This is a genomic window from Leisingera daeponensis DSM 23529 (assembly GCF_000473145.1).
Classification (GTDB): domain Bacteria; phylum Pseudomonadota; class Alphaproteobacteria; order Rhodobacterales; family Rhodobacteraceae; genus Leisingera; species Leisingera daeponensis.
Map to the genome: position 1 here is coordinate 18,001 of NZ_AXBD01000006.1, position 16,475 is coordinate 34,475.

At 66.4% G+C, this 16,475-nt stretch carries 11 protein-coding genes; 7 read left to right on the forward strand and 4 right to left on the reverse strand.

The genetic code is table 11. The annotated features are described in order from the left end of the window. Positions 1 to 124 precede the first annotated feature (124 nt). The 7 genes from DAEP_RS0100080 (at position 125) to DAEP_RS0100110 (ending at position 10,242) form a co-directional block, all read left to right on the forward strand. The gene (locus DAEP_RS0100080) at positions 125 to 2,017 is read left to right on the forward strand and encodes a polysaccharide biosynthesis protein (RefSeq protein WP_027243236.1); all 1,893 of its coding nucleotides are present in this window, start codon (positions 125 to 127) and stop codon (positions 2,015 to 2,017) included. 228 nt (positions 2,018 to 2,245) lie between these two features. Next, positions 2,246 to 4,513: a YjbH domain-containing protein gene (locus DAEP_RS0100085; protein ID WP_245595035.1), complete on the forward strand. Its 2,268-nt coding sequence runs from the start codon at positions 2,246 to 2,248 to the stop codon at positions 4,511 to 4,513. Continuing rightward, the gene (locus DAEP_RS0100090; protein ID WP_208855432.1) at positions 4,510 to 5,202 is read left to right on the forward strand and encodes a YjbF family lipoprotein; all 693 of its coding nucleotides are present in this window, start codon (positions 4,510 to 4,512) and stop codon (positions 5,200 to 5,202) included. Before DAEP_RS0100085 ends, DAEP_RS0100090 begins: the two co-directional genes overlap by 4 nt. Before the next feature lie 174 nt (positions 5,203 to 5,376). Beyond that, entirely contained in the window at positions 5,377 to 5,640 is a 264-nt protein-coding gene (locus DAEP_RS0100095) for a hypothetical protein (protein WP_027243239.1), read from the forward strand. A gap of 322 nt (positions 5,641 to 5,962) precedes the next feature. Further along, on the forward strand, positions 5,963 to 7,375 hold the full coding sequence (locus DAEP_RS0100100; RefSeq protein WP_027243240.1) for a mannose-1-phosphate guanylyltransferase/mannose-6-phosphate isomerase: 1,413 nt from the start codon (positions 5,963 to 5,965) through the stop codon (positions 7,373 to 7,375). Positions 7,376 to 7,558: 183 nt separating this feature from the next. After that, positions 7,559 to 8,935, forward strand: coding sequence for a hypothetical protein (locus DAEP_RS0100105; protein ID WP_154665010.1), 1,377 nt, complete (start codon positions 7,559 to 7,561; stop codon positions 8,933 to 8,935). Between the two features lie 368 nt (positions 8,936 to 9,303). Next, positions 9,304 to 10,242, forward strand: coding sequence for a sulfotransferase family protein (locus tag DAEP_RS0100110; protein WP_027243242.1), 939 nt, complete (start codon positions 9,304 to 9,306; stop codon positions 10,240 to 10,242). A gap of 158 nt (positions 10,243 to 10,400) precedes the next feature. On the opposite strand, the gene DAEP_RS0100115 is transcribed toward DAEP_RS0100110, so the two are convergent. The 4 genes from DAEP_RS0100115 to DAEP_RS0100130 all read right to left on the reverse strand — a co-directional run bounded on the left by DAEP_RS0100115 (position 10,401) and on the right by DAEP_RS0100130 (position 16,413). Continuing rightward, on the reverse strand, positions 10,401 to 11,624 hold the full coding sequence (locus tag DAEP_RS0100115; RefSeq protein WP_161787050.1) for a right-handed parallel beta-helix repeat-containing protein: 1,224 nt from the start codon (positions 11,622 to 11,624) through the stop codon (positions 10,401 to 10,403). A 207-nt stretch (positions 11,625 to 11,831) separates the two neighbouring features. Further along, positions 11,832 to 12,917, reverse strand: coding sequence for a glycosyltransferase (locus DAEP_RS22255; protein WP_036760320.1), 1,086 nt, complete (start codon positions 12,915 to 12,917; stop codon positions 11,832 to 11,834). Further along, positions 12,910 to 14,019, reverse strand: a complete 1,110-nt coding sequence (locus DAEP_RS23235; RefSeq protein ID WP_051337281.1) for a glycosyltransferase family 4 protein — start codon at positions 14,017 to 14,019, stop codon at positions 12,910 to 12,912. The genes DAEP_RS22255 and DAEP_RS23235 overlap by 8 nt, the downstream gene beginning before the upstream one ends. A gap of 39 nt (positions 14,020 to 14,058) precedes the next feature. Beyond that, positions 14,059 to 16,413: a polysaccharide biosynthesis tyrosine autokinase gene (locus DAEP_RS0100130; RefSeq protein WP_084204369.1), complete on the reverse strand. Its 2,355-nt coding sequence runs from the start codon at positions 16,411 to 16,413 to the stop codon at positions 14,059 to 14,061. Positions 16,414 to 16,475 lie beyond the last annotated feature (62 nt).

Below are 16,475 nucleotides of genomic sequence, written 5' to 3' on the forward strand. Positions count from 1 at the left end.
GATTTTCAGCGCCTGAAGCCATATTTGATTCAGGGTTTTTCTGCTATCCGGCAGGGGAAGCGCTGGCCGGACGGGCAAATGGATACAACAGGACAAAAATGCGGGCATTCGAGGGCAGGAAAGCATGTATAATCTGATCAGTGCGCTGTCGCGCCGGCAGAAATCCTACGTCTTCCTGGCGGCAGACCTGGCACTGCTGCCGCTGGCGCTGCTGTTCACCCTGGAGGTGCAGCCGCTGCCGGACCCGGCGCTTGCCACCCTGCTGTCGCTGATGCCGGTGCTGCCTTATGTGCTGGCCGCCGCCGCCGTGCTGGCGCTGTGGCTGGGGCTGCCGCATGTGCAGCTCAACGCCTATGAGCGCCACGCCGCGGTGCAAAGCGCGTTTCTGGCGGGCGGCACGGCGCTGGCGCTGGCGCTGCTGACGGCCGTCTTCGGCCCGGCCCTGCCGCCCGGCACCCATGTGGTGTTTGCGATCTGCTATTTCCTGTCCATGGTGGTGGCGCGCGCGGCGATGCTGCAGCTGGTGCTGATGATCTACCGCCGCGCCAATCCGCGCTGCCGGGTGCTGATCTACGGGGCCGGCAATACCGGCACCCAGCTGGCGCAGGCGCTGAAGGCGCATGACGGCATCGATCCGGTCGCCTTTGCCGATGACAACTCCTCGCTGCAGGGGCTGACCCTGGTCGGGCTGCCGGTGTTTTCTCCGGCCCGGATCGCCGAGATCGTGCAGGCGCGCCAGATCCGCCGGGTGCTCCTGGCGATGCCGTCGCAAAGCCAGCCGCGCCAGGCGCAGATCACCCAGCGGCTGCAGCAGCTGGGGCTGGAAGTTCAGTCGCTGCCCTCCTTTGCCCAGCTGATCGGCGAGGAGGCGCTGGTCGACAAGCTGACGCCGGTGGCGCCGCAGGCCTTCCTGGGCCGCGCCGCCCGCGATGTGCCGCTGAAAGAAGCGGCGGGCTCTTACCAGGGCAAATCGGTTCTGGTCTCCGGCGCCGGCGGCTCGATCGGCTCGGAACTGTGCCGCCAGGTGCTGGCCTGCCGGCCCGCGAAACTGGTGCTGTTCGAACTGAGCGAACTGGCGCTTTACACCGTGCATCAGGAGCTTGGCCCGCTGGCCGAGGCGGCAGGCATCGAGCTGGTGCCGGTGCTGGGCTCGGTCACCGACCCGCGCCAGGTGCGGATGGTGCTGAACCGGCACGGGGTGCAGGTGCTGCTGCACGCCGCCGCCTACAAGCATGTGCCGCTGGTCGAGGCCAACCCGCTGCCGGGCCTGGCCAACAACGTCTTCGGCACCCAGACCCTGGCGCGCGCCGCCGCCCGCGCAGGGGTCGAGCGCTTTATCCTGATTTCGTCGGACAAGGCGGTCAATCCGGCCAATGTGATGGGCGCCTCCAAGCGGCTGGCAGAGCTGATCGTGCAGGACCTGGCCACCCGCCACGGGCAGAAACACGGGCAGAAAACCGTGTTCACCATGGTGCGCTTCGGCAATGTGCTGGGCTCCAGCGGCTCGGTGGTGCCCCTGTTTCAGGAGCAGATCAGCCGCGGCGGCCCGGTCACCGTGACCGACCCGAATGTGAAGCGTTTCTTCATGACCATCAGCGAGGCGGTGCAGCTGGTCCTGCAGGCGGGCGACATGGCCCAGGGCGGCGAGGTCTTTGTGCTGGACATGGGCGCGCCGGTGCCGATCCTGCAGCTGGCCCGCCAGGTGATCGAAAGCGCCGGCCATTCCGTGCGCGACGCGGACAACCCGGACGGCGATATCGCCATCGAGATCATCGGGCTGCGCCCCGGCGAGAAGATGGAAGAGGAGCTGACCCTGACCGAGGAGCTGGTCCATACCCGCCACCAGAAGATCTTCTGCGCCCGCGAAACCGTGCTGTCGGAGATCGAGGTGGCCGGCTTCCTGCGCAGCCTGCGCCAGGCGGTGGCGTCCGGCGACGAGGCGGCGGCGCGGCGGGTCATCCAGCGCTGGGTCGAGGGCTATTGCCAGCCGCCGGAAGCGGGCCGCAAGAGCTCCTGAGCCTGTAACCCCCAAGGACAGAGCCGCAGATCCGGCCCGGGATGTGCCCCAGGCCCGGCCTTGGTGCGGCCTTGGTGCGGCCCTGCGGCTGCACTGGCGGCGAAACTGCCGCTGCCGGGGCACGCGGCAATTGATCCGGCCCGGCCATCCATGCTCTAAGCGGGGCAGCAGATGAGAAGGCCGGGGCAGCGAGACCCGGCACAGGCAGTTCCAAAAGGCAGGTTTCCCGTGAGCGCGATCAAGACCCTTCTGCACTGGACCGTGCGCAGGACCGCGCCGCTGGCCGGCTCTCTGGCCAAACCGCTGGCCGCCCCGGCGGCGGCGGCGCTGTGCCTGGCGGCGCAGCCGGGCCTGGCGCTGGGGCCGGAGATCACCCGCGCAGGCCATGGCGCCGCGCCGGGTACTGAGGCGGCGGCGCCGCGGCTGAAACCGCTGCCGCCGCCCAGCCTCAACTTCTATGGCAGCCCCGGCCTCATCGACATGCCAAGCGCCGAAATGCTGCCCGACGGCCAGTATGCGGTCACCTATTCCTGGTTCGGCGGCACCTCGCGCTACAACATCACCTTCCAGGCGCTGCCCTGGCTCAGCGCCTCGTTCCGCTACAACGGCATCCAGGATCTGGGCCTGTTCGGCTTTGACACCTATTACGACCGCGGCTTCGACGTGCGCGCCCGGCTGTGGCGCGAGCGGCGCTGGCTGCCGGAGGTCACCCTGGGGCTGCAGGATTTTGCCGGCACCGGGGTCTATGCGGCGGAATATTTCGCCGCCACCAAACGGTTCGAGGCCGCCGCCCTGGGCTGGGGCCGCGCGCCGGGGCGGCTGAAGCTCACCGCGGGGCTTGGCTGGGGGCGGCTGGGCAGCCACGGCGCCATCGGCGCGACCGGCGGCACCCGTCCCTCCTTTGTCGGCGGCAGCACCGGCGGCAAGCTGGCCACCGACCAGTGGTTCCGCGGCGATGTGGCGCCCTTTGCCGGCTTTGAATGGCAGCCCGATGCGCGCTGGAGCCTGAAGGCGGAATATTCCACCGATGCCTATGAGACCGAAACCGAGGTCTCCGATGTGTTCGAGCGCAAATCCTCGCTCAACTACGGGGTGGAGTACCAGTATTCCGACCGGCTGCGCCTGGGCGCCTATTACCTCTACGGCTCGGAGATCGGCTTTACCGCGCAGATCCAGCTCAACCCGAACCAGCCGCCGACCCCGATGGCAGTGCCGGCGCCGCAGCCCGTCATCCCGCGCAGCCAATGGGCCACCCAGGACAGCCACTGGCGCCAGGACTGGGCCGCCAGCCAGAGCAAGCAGCGCCAGATCCGCGACCTGGCGGCCGAGGCGCTGAAGGCCGACGGGCTGGTGCTGGAGGCGATCACCCTCACCGGCACGGCCGCCGAGCTGCGCTACCGCAACCCCCGCTACCGCTCGGCGGGGCAGGCGGCGGGCCGCGCCGCCCGCGCCCTGGCGCAGACGCTGCCGCCCTCGGTGGAAACCTTCCGCCTGGTGCCGGTGCGCCGCGGCCTCGGCCTTGCGGCGATCGAGATCCGCCGCTCGGACCTGGAGGCGCTGGAGTTCGATCCGGAGGCTGCGGATGCGCTCTATGCCGCGGCCGGGGTGCAGGATGCCGGGCCGCTGCCGGAAGACGCGATCTTCTCGGGCGAGCTGTACCCGGCCTTTGCCACCTCCGTCAGCCCCTACACCAAACCGGCCTATTTCGACCCGGAGCAGCCGTTCCGGCTGGATGCGGGGGTTGATTTCGCCGCCTCCTATGCGCCTGCGCCGGGCTGGCACATCGCCGGCACCATCCGCCAGCGGGTCCTGGGCAACGTGAAGAACGGCCGCGCCTCCAATTCGGTGCTGCCGCATGTGCGCACCGACCAGGTGGAATACGCGCAGTTCGGCACCACCCTGGAAAACCTCTACGTGAGCCGCCTGTGGAAACCGGGCCGCAACCTCTATGCCCGCGCGACCACGGGCCTGTTCGAAAGCATGTACGGCGGCGTCTCGGGCGAGATGCTGTGGAAGCCGGTGAACAGCCGCCTCGGCCTGGGGCTGGAGGCCAATTACGTGGTGCAGCGCGACTTCGACCAGCGCTTCGGCTTCCGCGACTACCGCACCTTCACCGGCCATGCCTCGGCCTATTACGAGCTGCCCAAGGGCTACCTGATGCAGGTCGATGCCGGCCGCTACCTGGCGGGCGATTACGGCGGCACCTTCAGCCTCAGCCGCGAGTTCGACAACGGCTTCATGGTCGGCGGCTTCTTTACCCTCACCAATGTCTCCTCCGAGGACTTCGGCGAGGGCTCCTTTGACAAGGGCTTCCGCTTCCGCATCCCGGTGGACTGGCTGCTGGGCAAGCCGTCGCGGTCGGGCTTCGGGCTGACCATCCGCCCGACCCAGCGCGATGGCGGCCAGCGGGTGTCGGTGCCGGACCAGCTCTATGGGTCGGTGCGCGAGGCCCACCGCAAGAGCCTGGAAGACCAGCGCGCGAGGTTCTGGGAATGAGCATGATCCGTTTCACCGCCGCCGCCCTGGCCGCCGCCGCGCTGCTGCTGGCGGGCTGCAGCAGGGGGCCGGAAAAGGCCCCGGCAGAGCTGGAGGTGGTGCAGGCGGTGGGGGATCTGATCGGCCGCCGCCGCAATCCGCCGCCGCCGCCGGCCGGGCTGACCCGGGCGCTGCTGGACCAGCAGCCCCAGGCCTATATCGAGGTCACCATCGAGAACCGCGGCGCCACGGCCTATCTGACCCGCGCCCTGGAGCGCCGCGACAGCCATCCCGGGCAGATCGAGGTCTGGCGCACCCAGGACAATGTCTCGCTCGCCTTCCGGCAGGGCATGGTGATTGCCACCCGCGGCCTGGGCGGCGGGCTGTTGTCGGCGCAGGTGCCGGCCGCAGACGGGGTGGCGGGCCCGGCGCGGGGCGGCGCCCGGCGCTATACGGTGCGGGCCAACGGCAACGGCCAGGCGGCGCTGAACATGGCCTGCAGCCTGCACGACCTGGGCCCGGCGCCGGTGGAGATCGTCGAAATCACCCATCCCGCCCGCCATCTGCAGGAGCGCTGCGACGGCAGCGGCGGGGCGGTGGTCAACGATTACTGGGTTGATTCCCGCCCCGGCCGCTCCCGGGTCTGGCAGTCGCGGCAATGGGCCGGGCCGGAGACGGGTTATGTGAAAATCCGCCAGCTGCGGCGCTGAGCCGCCGCCTTTTTCCGCCCTGCTGCCGCGGCTTTGCGGCAACGGGCGGAAAAAATCCGCAACGCAAACCGGATTTCAAGAGTTTTGCAGCTATTCCATGCGTTGAAATGGGCAACCGCCTCCCATAAGGTCGCCTCAACGCACCTTTCCACAGTTCTCCAAAGGAGTTTGAAAATGAAAAATCTTCTGACTGCCCTGACCCTGGCCGCGCTGGCTTCGGCCACCGCCGTTTCGGCCCAGCAGGTTCCCTCCCCGGCACCGGGCGCAGGCTCCGGCAACAGCATGGGCGCAGGCGCCTCGGCTCAGAACGGCTTTGCCCTGGGCGGTCTGAGCGCAGGCGCCGTGGCCGGCGTCGTGGCGGGCCTGGTTGTGCTGGGCGTGGTTGCCAACGATGACGACGAAGTCGGCACCACCACCACCACCACCACCACCAACTAAGCGCTTTGCCGCGCCGCAGGCGCGGGCATGGTTTTACGGAAACGGGCCCCTTTCGGGGCCCGTTTTCTGTTGTCCGCGGGCCCCGGCAAAACCGGGGGCTTTTCGCAACCCGGAATAGAATATGCGCGGCGCCGGGAATTAATCCCGTAATAGGGATTATGTTTCTTTTTCGCCTGCCGGCCGCCCCGGCACGGCCCGCCCCCGGCCAAACCACGGGGCGTCTGGCCGGAAACCGCAGCGGATGCGGCGGCTTTTCTTGCCGGGGAAAGATTGATCATGGATAGTTTCAAGATAGCTGAACACTGTGTTTGGAGAGCGCTTGATGATTTATCCTGTTATTCTGTGCGGCGGTTCGGGGACGCGGCTTTGGCCCAGTTCGCGGCGGGCTTTTCCAAAGCAGTTTGCCGCCTTTGCAGGCAAGCAAAGCCTTTTTCAGCATGCGCTCTCCCGTCTGAGCGGCCCGGAGTTTGATGCTCCGGTGTTCGTCACCAACGAGGAGTTCCGCTTTCTGGTGGAAGACCAGGCGGCGGCCTTGGGGCTGCTGGACGGGCGCATCATCCTGGAGCCGGCCATGCGCAACACCGCCCCGGCGGTTCTGACGGCGGCACTGACCCTCAAGGACCAGCCCGGGGCCCTGATGCTGGTGGCGCCGTCTGACCACATGATCCGGGACACGGACGGGTTTCTCGCCTCGGTGGCGGTGGCGGCAAAGGCGGCGCAGGAGGGCGTGCTGGTCACCTTCGGGGTGACGCCGGAGCGCCCCGAGACGGGCTTTGGCTACCTCAAGCTGGCGGAGCCGGCCGCCGCCGGGCAGGCTGTTGCGCTGTCGGGCTTCCTGGAAAAGCCGGACCGGCAGACGGCCGCCGGACTGCTGGAGCAGGACAACGTCCTGTGGAACGCCGGGATGTTCCTGTTCCGGGTCTGCGACATCCTGGAGGCCTACAGGCTGCACGCCCCGCATATGCTGGCGCTGTGCGATGCGGCGCTGGCGCAGGGGGAAGAGGACCTGGGGTTCTTCCGGCTGGGCGCCGGCCCCTACGAGGAGATCGGGGCGGTCTCGATCGATGATGCGATCATCAGCAAGGCCAAAAACGTCGTGGCGGTGCCGCTGGCCTCTGACTGGTCCGACCTGGGCAGCTGGGATTCCCTGCATGCGGTCTCGGCAGAGGGGCCGGACCGCCTGTCGGAGACCGGCCCGGTGACGGCGATCGGCTGCGAAAACACACTGCTGCGGAGTGAAGAGGACAATATCCGGCTGGTCGGGCTGGGCCTGAAGAACATCGTGGCGGTGGCCATGCGGGATGCGGTTCTGGTCGCCAGCCTGGACCACGCCCAGGACGTCAAGACAGCGGTGGCGGCGCTGCGGGAAAGCGGGGTGCCGCAGGCCGAGGACTATCCCCGGTTCCACCGGCCGTGGGGGTGGTATGAAACCCTGTGCCTGGGCGAGCGGTTCCAGGTCAAGCGGATCATGGTCAAGCCGGGCGGCATCCTGAGCCTGCAAAGCCATGTGCACCGCTCGGAGCATTGGATCGTGGTGGCCGGCACCGCGCAGGTGACCGTGGGCGAGACGGTTCAGCTTCTGTCGGAGAACCAGTCGGTCTATGTGCCCTTGGGGGCCGTCCACCGGATGGAAAACACCGGCAAAGTCCCGATGTACCTGATTGAGGTGCAGACCGGCGCCTATCTGGGCGAAGACGATATCGTCCGCTATGAGGATGTCTATAACCGGAACTAGCCGCGGCCGGACCGGCGGCGGGCGCACGGCGGGGGCGCTGGATGTTGCAATCCCAATACAGGGGAAAACTAATCCCGTCCGGGGGCCGCTTTTCTGCGGCCTGCAGCCCGCAAAGCGGTACACAGTCCAAAAGGCCGTCCGAAGGGCCGGCCAGGCAAAGACAAAAGCAAGGTTGAGGCACTGGTGAAACGGCATTTGGTCACTCGCGGCATTCTGGCAGGTGCGGTTCACGTTTGCTGGATGCTGCCCGTTGCGGCCCAGGACAGCGGCACGGAAATGGTGTTCGGCTTCAGCCAGGGCCTGGAAACCAGCGACAACCTGGAGCTGGACCCGGTCAGCCAGGGCAGCACGACCTTTGCCTCGACCGGGCTGTCTTTCGAGCTGATCAAGCAAACCCCGCTGGACCGCTTCGGGCTGCTCGCTTCGGGCGTGCTGCGGGGCGTGAGCGGGCCGGGCGCGGACTCCGGGCTGGACAATCAGGCTCTTGAGCTGAGCTACGGCCGCCAGGGCGCGGATGCGGCGTTCGAGGCCACTGCCGGATACTTGCAGACAAACATCGAGTTCCTGGAGCCGCTGGACGGCATTATCGGGGACGATGGCGAAATCGACCTGCCGCCGGATGCGGATGAGCTCAGCGGCACGGGCAACCGCGAGCGCTATGCCGCGGGGGTGGCGCTGGAGCTGGGCCGCGAGGCGCCTGCCGGGGCATCGTTCCGCGCGGATTACGTGGCGTTCCGGTACTCGGACACCACCGACCCGGAGCTGTTTGACAACGACCTGAGCGAGGCGGAGTCCGAGGTGCGCTTCCGCCTTTCGCCGGTGGCGGTTGCCCGGCTGGGGCTGGGCTACCGGCTGTATGAAGCGGAAGATGCCGAACAGACCCGGCGCGACACATCGCGCGGCTATGCCGGGCTGAGTGTGGAGGTGAGCCCGGTTCTGCGGCTGGACGCGGATCTCGGCTATGCCTCGATCGACACCCGGGAGTTTGGCGTCACCGAGAAAAGCAGCGGCGTGGAAGCGCTGCTGCGCCTTGAGCGGGATATGCCCAACGGCACCGTGACCGCGGAAGCGGAACAGTATGTCACCGACGACGGCACCATCCGCACCATCACTGCCGGCCGCAGCCTTGAGCTGCCCAGCGGCGCGCTGTCAGCCACGCTGGGGGCGGCGGATTCCGACACCGGCCAATCGGAAATCATCGGCTCGCTCAGCTGGAGCCAGGAGCTGCCCAGCGGCGGCATCAATGCGCAGCTGCAGCGCTGGGTCGATTTCGACGAGGACGACGGCAATGTGCTGCGGACCGCGCTGCTGCTCGACTACAACCACGAGATCAACGGCCTCTCCAGCATCGGCCTCAAGGCGGGCTACACCGTCTCCGACGAGGCCGGCGGCAGCACTGACCGGGCCAGCTTCACGGCCGAGTACAGATATGCGCTGACGCAGGACTGGTCGCTGAACACGGGATACCGCTACCGCATGCGGGAAGACCTTGCGGAGCAGCGGGCCCAGTCGCATGCCGTCTTTGTCTCGATCGGGCGGGAGTTCAGGGTGCGGCGCTAAGCGCCCGCGCGCCCTGCCCGCCTTCCGGAGCCTCAGCGCGGCGGCCCGGCCGCCCATCCGCTTGCCAGGCCGCAAAACCGGACCATATTCAAGCTTCGGCGGCCGGATGCCCTCATAACCTGACCGGCAATATGACCCCGGCGGGCCGGTGAATTCATTGGGGCCATCTGCGGCCCGGCGGCTGGGAATGGCCTGCGGCCCGAATGCCCGGGACCGCTTCCGTCCCGGCTCTCAGGGGCGGCCAGAACAATATTTGACGGAGGATGCCCGCTTCAGAAAACCTTCTCCGGTATACGGGCTGATCTTGCTGGCGTCGTGTTTTCTGCGGCCGCGGCCTTTCTTGAACCATATTTACGGAAAGTCGAAAGATGACAAAACAGGCGGGGCCGGTGCTGCTTTATATCGCGTCTTTTCCCTATTCAGGCTCAACGATTTTCTCCATCGCGCTGGGAAACAGCCCGGGATTTCTGAATATTGGAGAGGCCAACTATCTCGAAAACGACTGGAAAGACGAAAAGCCCTGCTATTGCCGGGAGACGCTTGCGGCCTGCCCGTTCTGGAGTGAGGTGAAGAAACTGACCGGTGCCGGTCCGGGCGCCGCAGGCCCGTCGCTGCAACTGGAGGATCACGCGGCCTTGCGGTTCCTGGACAGCCGGGACCTGCCGCTCCACAAACGGTTTCTGGTCAGCCTGGGGGTGCCGCTGACTGTTGTTTTCCGGCAGGAGGATCTTAGGGATTATGCCAGCCGCACGGCATCCTTCATAAGGTCTCTGTCGCACGCCTTTGGGGCCTGTGCGATTGTTGATGCGTCAAAAAACCTGCGGCGGCTTGAAGTCCTCCGGCAGTACTCAAACCTCGATATCAAGGTGATTGTGCTTAAGCGGGAGGCGCAGGACCTGCTGGCGTCCCGTCTTAAAAGGGCGAAAAGACGCAATCCGGGGTATTCCCCCTTAATGGCCCCCGTTTATTTGCTTTGGGTTTTGTATCACCGGTTTGCGATCAGGAGAGTGACGCGCAAGATGCGGGATGAGGAGTGCCTGGAGGTCAGCTATGAAGAATTGTGCGGCACTCCGCAGGCCTTGGAGCGCCGCATCGGGAGATGGCTCGGGACGCCCGTCGATTTCGGGATCAGCGGCGAGAACGTCATTGATACGTCAAACTCCCACATCTTCACTGGCAATGTCCGGATCACGAAATTCGAGGAAGGCGGCAAGGGCATCCGGCTCAGAAAGGCGGCGTCATCGGTGCCTGGATTCGGCAGGCTGGAGCGGGTGGTGCTGGCGGTGTCCAGGCGGATCGAAATCTAGCCGCCGGCTGGAATTCTCCTGTCCGCGGGCCGCCGGTCTTCCGGAAAACAAAAAATCCCCGGTCCCATCCCGGGAGCGGCCTGCCTCCTGGTTCCCTCCCGGGATTTGCGCGGGCCTGTGCCTGATTTCCGTCCCGGCGCCCATGGAGGCGTAAAGCGCTAGTCAGAAAAATTGCGCCAGTTGAATGCACTTGGCATGAGCGCCTTTGTGCCGGAGTGAACCCTTGGCGCGCCGGTGGTCTTGATGTCGCCGCCCACATTGGTGCCGGAGAGGCTGAGCCCTGAGACCTGCATGAAGCGCAGCTCGCTGACTTTGCCGAGCAGGGAGATCCCCTCCCAGGTGATGTCGTAGCCGTCCTTGATCAGGAAGGCCCGGCCCCCTTGCGGGGCGGTGCTTTCAAAGATCGTGTTGCTGATGCGGATGCCGTGCGGCATCGCCTGCGCGTTGCTTGCGTTCAGCAGGCCGGTCCTGTCGACCGCGCTGACCACGATGCCGTTGGGGTTGTTGATGAACTGGCTGCCGTCAACGGTGATGTTGGTGTTCCACTTTTCCGGGTTGAAATCGGTGCTGTCGTGAAACGAGCTCTTGAGGTCGAAGCCGCTGACGCCGTTGTTGTAGAACACGCAATCCAGCACCTTGCCGTTGCGGAACCCGCCGGCGGTGTCCAGGCCGTCGCGGGCGTTGCTCTCGAAGAAGCTGCCGGTCACCGTCATGTTGGACGGCCCGTCACCGGACGCGGTGCTCTCGGTCTTGATGCCGTCGCCCAGCGATTTGCGGAAATGGCTGCCTGAAATCGTGGCGCCGTCCCCGGCCACGATGCGCAGCTGGTAGAAGCCGCCCTCGAACAGGCTGCTGTCGACAGTGAGGCCGTTGCTGCCCTGCACATCGATATGCATCGACACATTGCCCGAGAACGTGCTGTCCTTGACGGTGACCCCATCGCCTGCGACGAGCAGAAGCCGCTTTTTGTGGTAGTCCTGGCCCGCAGCGGGAAGGATCCCGTCGTAGCTTGTTTCCGGCGCGTTCACCACGTCGAAAGTCACATTGTCCACGGTCGCCCCGTTGGACAGGATGAACAGCGGCGAGGAATCGGCGGCCGAGGCGGTGCGCACATCCAGCCCCGCGCCGTCTTTGGCGGTGAGGGTGAAATTCTCCGGCAGCCGCAGGCGCGACCCCGAGATCCTGTAGGTGTCCTCAAGAACCAGCGTGTCGCCGGCCTTGAACGTGTTGTTTGACAGCAGGTCCGCAAACGCGCCGGAGATATCCTGACCCGCAGACCAGCCGAAGCCGGAGGAGTACCAGGGCGGCGCGCGGTGCTCCTTGGCCCAAAGATCCGCAGCGAACCCGCCTGATACCGACAGCAGGCCTGCAATGCTGCTCACGCGCAGGAGTTCATCAACAGAGATCAAGCGCCCTTCCTTCCTGCCCCTCGCGGTTCGGCAACGGCCTTCAAGATACTAAACAACGCAAAATGAGGCAATGTGAGCCGGCACGCGCCCAAAGGGCGCAACCGCCCGCTGCGCTGTCCTGACCGCACATCCGGCAGCCCGGGCGCGGAGCGCGCGGCCAGGCCAGTGCCGCCCCGCGGCTCAGGCCTGCAGGATGTCCTCGAGCCGGGCCGCCAGACGGGCAACGCCGTAATGCTGTTCTGCACGCGCCCGCCCGGCCCGCCCGAAACGGGCCCTCAGGTCCGCGTCACCGGCCAGGGTCTCAATGGCGCGCACCCAGTCTTCCTCGGACTGGCACAGGAAACCGGTCTCTGCATCAAGGACGGTCTCGGCATTGGCGCCCACCCCGCTGGCCACGACCGGCAGGCCGCTGGCCATGTACTCCAGGGCCTTGAACGCGCATTTGTATGCGTTGAAGGGGTCCTGCGACAGCGGGTAGAGGCCGATGTCGAAGGGGGCGATTGCATCGGCCACGGCTCCGGGGTCCGACCATGGGATCTGGTCGATGAAGTCGAGTGCCACGCCCTCGATGCCCGCGAAGGCCTGGTACAGCTCCTGCACCCCGCAGGCGCCCACGATCCGGAAGGTGACGGGGCGCCGGGCGCCGATCCGCTGCAAGGGATTTCGCAGGATCCGGATCAAGTCATCGGCGTAATGCGCGCCGTTGCCGATCCAGCCGAGGCAGATCCTGTCTGCGGGCGTGTGGGTTTTGACGCGGTAATTTTCCAGCAGCACGCCGGAGGGCACCAGGTGCACGGCGCTTTGGTGCGGCCGCGCAAGCCGGGCCAGCGCCCCGCTGCCCGCCAGCACGCCGCTGGACAGGGCCATCATCCTGCCGGCCCGCTGCATCGTGGCGCTGGCCCGGGTGCGGCTTGGCGCATCGTCGATGTCAAAGAACACCTTCTTGCCCAGCCGCCGCAGAATGCGGGCGGCCAGCAGGTCGTAGCGGCCGTATTTCTTCTGGAAGATAACCGCATCGGCACTCCGGGCGGCCGCCAGCAGGGACAGATACTGCAGACGGTGATCAATGTGCCGGATCCGCACCGCATGGCCCCGGGCCTGCAGCGCTTCGGCGACCCAGTAGCCCCTGACCCGTGAACTGGCCTTGTCCTCCCGCCCCAGAAGAACCCAGAGAATGTTCAGGGCGGCCCCCGGACGGTTGCGCAGCTTCGCCTCTGCCGCCCCTGCCCCCTGCGGCGGCTCTGTGTCCCGCAGCCCGTCAGCCATGCGCCGCCCCCGGGGCCTGGAGCACGCTTTGATAGAGCGCGGCATAGCCCTGGCACATGGCCTGCAAGGAATAGCGCTGCACCGCGTGGCGCCGGGCTGCCTCTCCCAGCCGGGCCCGCAAGGCGCCGTCCGCGATCAGGCGCGCCATGGCTGCGGACAGCCCTTCGGCGCTGCCATCCGCCACCAGCAAGCCGTTTTCCCCGTCCTCCACGATTTCGGCCGGCCCCATGGTGCCTGCGGCAATTGCCGGGTTGCCGCAGGCCATCGCCTCGGCAACGGCCAGGCCGAACGCTTCGTCCAGCGCCGCATGCACATAGATGTCGGACACGGCGGCCCAGGCGGCCACATCGTCCCGCCTGCCCGGCAGGATGACCTTGCCGTCCAGGCCGCAGTCCGCCGCCAGCTGTTCCAGCCGGGGCCTCTCGCTGCCTTCGCCCAGAATGACCAGCCGGGCATTGCCGGGCCGGTCCGGGATGTCCGCAAAGGCCTTGATGATGCTGCCGTGGCGCTTGCGCGCCACCAGCGAGCCGACGGAGATCAGCACGATCCAGCCGTCCTCCAGGCCAAGCTGCTGCCGCAGCGCTGCCCGGCGGCCGGCCGGGCACGGCGTGAACTTGTCCACGTCGATACCGTTCCAGACAATCGAAATGCGCGCGTCCGGAACCCCCCAGCGGCTTTGGATATAGCGTTTGGAGGTCCGGCTCACAGCGGCCCAGCGGTCAATCCACCAGATCCTTCCGGTCAGGATGTTGCGCAGCCGGGCCAGGGCCTGCGGCCGCTTCGGCCGGCCTCTGGCAAGGGTTCCGAAATGCTGGGTGCGCACGATCCGGAAGCCGGACAGCCGGGCCAGCATGCAAAGCCAGGCGGATTTGCGGCTGTGGACATGCAGCAGCCGGAAGCCGTCCCGCTTGAGGCTCTGCAGGGCGCGGGCCAGTTCAGCCGGTGACGCCGCCAAGGTGATTGCGCCCTGGCTGACCAGCCCGGAAAACCGCGCATCCAGGTCGCTCCCGCCGGTGAAAATGCCGCGGCACTCCACCCCGTCCGCGGTCATCAGATCATAGACGACCTGGGTCACGCCGACGCCGGGGCGGGCATTGTCCACTATGTGGCAGATCTTCAGCACCGCAGGCTGCCGGGTCCGCTAGCTGTAATAGCCCGCGTAATGCTGTTTATAGATGAACTCATTGTCCGCGTATCTCCGGGCTTTGGATTGGGACACCAGGCTCAGCACGCAACCGGCCACCGGGCTGTTCACGGAGCGCAGCTCGCGCAGCCCCTCCCGCACGGCATTCTTGGAGGTGCGGTTCCAATGCACCATATAGACGACGGAATCCGCCATCCTGGACAGCAGCCGGGCATCCGCCGCCACCAGCACAGGCGGCGCATCAAGAATGACCAGCTTGTACCGCTCGCGCAGTTCGGCAATCATCTGGGAGAACCGGGGCGAGGACAAAATGTCTGCCGGGCTCTCGTGGAAATGCTCTTTTTTCCCGGCCGCCAGAATATGCAGCCCGGACTCCGGGTGCACCGCCAGCGCTTCTTCCAGGCTGCAGTCATTGCGCAGGTAGCTGACCAGCCCGGTGCTTGCGGCCTTGGAGGGAACCAGCCTCGGGAATTTCGAATAGATCCGGGCATTGGAGGAATCGCGCAGGTCGCAGCTGACCAGAATGGTGTCATGCTCCGTGTGCTGGCTGGCCAAAGCGGTCAGGAACGAGGTGACGCTTTTGCCTTCGCCCGGCACCGAGGAGGTCAGCATGACCACCTGCGGCTGGTTGTCCGGATCGCTGTACAGAAGGCTTGTCCGCAGGTTGCGGATGCTTTCGGCCAGCAGGCATTTCGGGCGGGTCACGAATTCCCGCGCGCGTTTCTGCAGGCTTTTGCGCCTGCCGGTCAGCGGCAGCGACGTCAGGACGGGATAATGGGTGATTTCCGCCAGGTCATTCGGATCGCGGACCGAATTGTTCATCCGCTCGCGCAGCAGCAGGAACAGCGCGCAGAGGAACAGAGCGCCGGCGCTGGACGCCAGCAGGACGCGGTTGCTGGCCTGCCGGTCCGGGTATGAAGGCGGTTCGGCCCGCGACAGGACACGGGCATCGGCGGACTGCATGTTGGCCTGTTCGGAAATTTCCTTCTGACGCACCACGAAGGTTTGCAGCAATGTCTGGTTGGCGAGCACCTCGCGCTCGAGGCGGGAGATGAAAAGCTCGTCCGCGGTCCGTTCGATCGAGGTGATTTCCAGTTCCCGGACCATCTGCTCCAGCTGCTGCTCCCGCTGTTCCAGGGACTCGACCTCGAACTCAAGCGCGGCGACGATATAGGCGGCCTCCTCGCGGATGCTCTGCTGGGCCTGCCCGAGCAAGGCCGCGCTGCGCACGCTGGACGGCGTCACGACGCTGCCGCTGATGGCGCGCTCTTGCGCAATGGTTTCCCGGATATCCATCTCCCGCTTGCGGAAGTCGGTGATCAGTTCAGATTCCCGGAATTCCGTGACGCTCCAGAGATCCGTCCCGTCCGCCAGCGCGGCTGCGGCCCGTTCAAAGCGGGCGCGGGATCCGGACAGGCGCAGCCGGACGGCGGCAAGCTCCTGATTGTGCGCCGCAAGCTGAATGCCGGTCATTTCCGCGCTCTGCGCGCGCCGCCGGGCCAGGTCCAGGCGCGTGTTCTCCAGGTTCCGCTCGGATTCCACGACGCTTTGCCTGAGCTCCTTGATGCGGTTGTTCACAAGGTCGATGGCCGCAAGCACGTCCTGGTTTTTCGACACTTTCTGAAAGTCGATATATTCCTCGCTGATCGTGTTGGCGATCAGCGCGGCCTTGTCCGGGTCCGAAGAGTAATAGAACAGCTCGATCACCCCGGACCCGCTGATCACCTCGATCTCCAGGTTGTCGCGCAAATAGCTGATGGCGTCCCGCGCGGCCGATTTTTTCGCCTCCTCTGCTGTCTGGGCGGGTGCCGCGTCTGCGGCGGCATCCGTCTGCACTGCAAACCCCAGCTGCGCCAGCCGGCTGGAAACGGAGTCCGGCAGCGCCTCCAGCAGCCAGGCCGCGGCAGCGTCCCAGATCCTGCCGCTGTCCGGCGCCCCGCCGCTGTTCTGCCTGCCCGGCAGGATGGTGTCTTCGCCAAGCGCGCTGACAATATTGCCCAGGAGGGTGGTGGAGTTCAGGATTTCAACCTGGTTGCCGATCCCGGCCCCGGTGTCCGGCTTTACCAGCGCCTCTGAGATATCGACGATCTGCAGCCGCTCGGGCTCATAGAGGATGCTGGTCACCGCGCGGTAGACCGGCTCCTGCTGGCTGACATGCGCCAATCCGGCCAGAAATCCGGCACCCGCAAAGGCCGCCAGAAGCAGCTTTCCGCGCCAGAGAGCAAGCGCCATCTTGCGCATATCCAGCGTCTGGTCGCCCTCGCCGTCGTGCGGCAGGCTGTAGACGTCGTAGTCTGGCAAGGTTTCCTTGGGCCGGGCATGATCCCCAAACTCTGACCGTCTTGCGTACATGCACCAAAACCCCTTAACCGAAATCACACTTGGCCGCTCAGCGCGCGCTCCAGTGCATCCCT

Excerpts from the sequence above, each read along its gene's own strand:
- DAEP_RS0100080 (WP_027243236.1), top strand. The coding sequence starts at position 125 with ATGTATAATCTGATCAGTGCGCTGTCGCGCCGGCAGAAATCCTACGTC.
- DAEP_RS0100090 (WP_208855432.1), top strand. The coding sequence starts at position 4,510 with ATGAGCATGATCCGTTTCACCGCCGCCGCCCTGGCCGCCGCCGCGCTG.
- DAEP_RS0100095 (WP_027243239.1), top strand. The coding sequence starts at position 5,377 with ATGAAAAATCTTCTGACTGCCCTGACCCTGGCCGCGCTGGCTTCGGCC.
- DAEP_RS0100100 (WP_027243240.1), top strand. The coding sequence starts at position 5,963 with ATGATTTATCCTGTTATTCTGTGCGGCGGTTCGGGGACGCGGCTTTGG.
- DAEP_RS0100110 (WP_027243242.1), top strand. The coding sequence starts at position 9,304 with ATGACAAAACAGGCGGGGCCGGTGCTGCTTTATATCGCGTCTTTTCCC.
- DAEP_RS22255 (WP_036760320.1), bottom strand. The coding sequence starts at position 12,917 with ATGGCTGACGGGCTGCGGGACACAGAGCCGCCGCAGGGGGCAGGGGCG.
- DAEP_RS0100130 (WP_084204369.1), bottom strand. The coding sequence starts at position 16,413 with ATGTACGCAAGACGGTCAGAGTTTGGGGATCATGCCCGGCCCAAGGAA.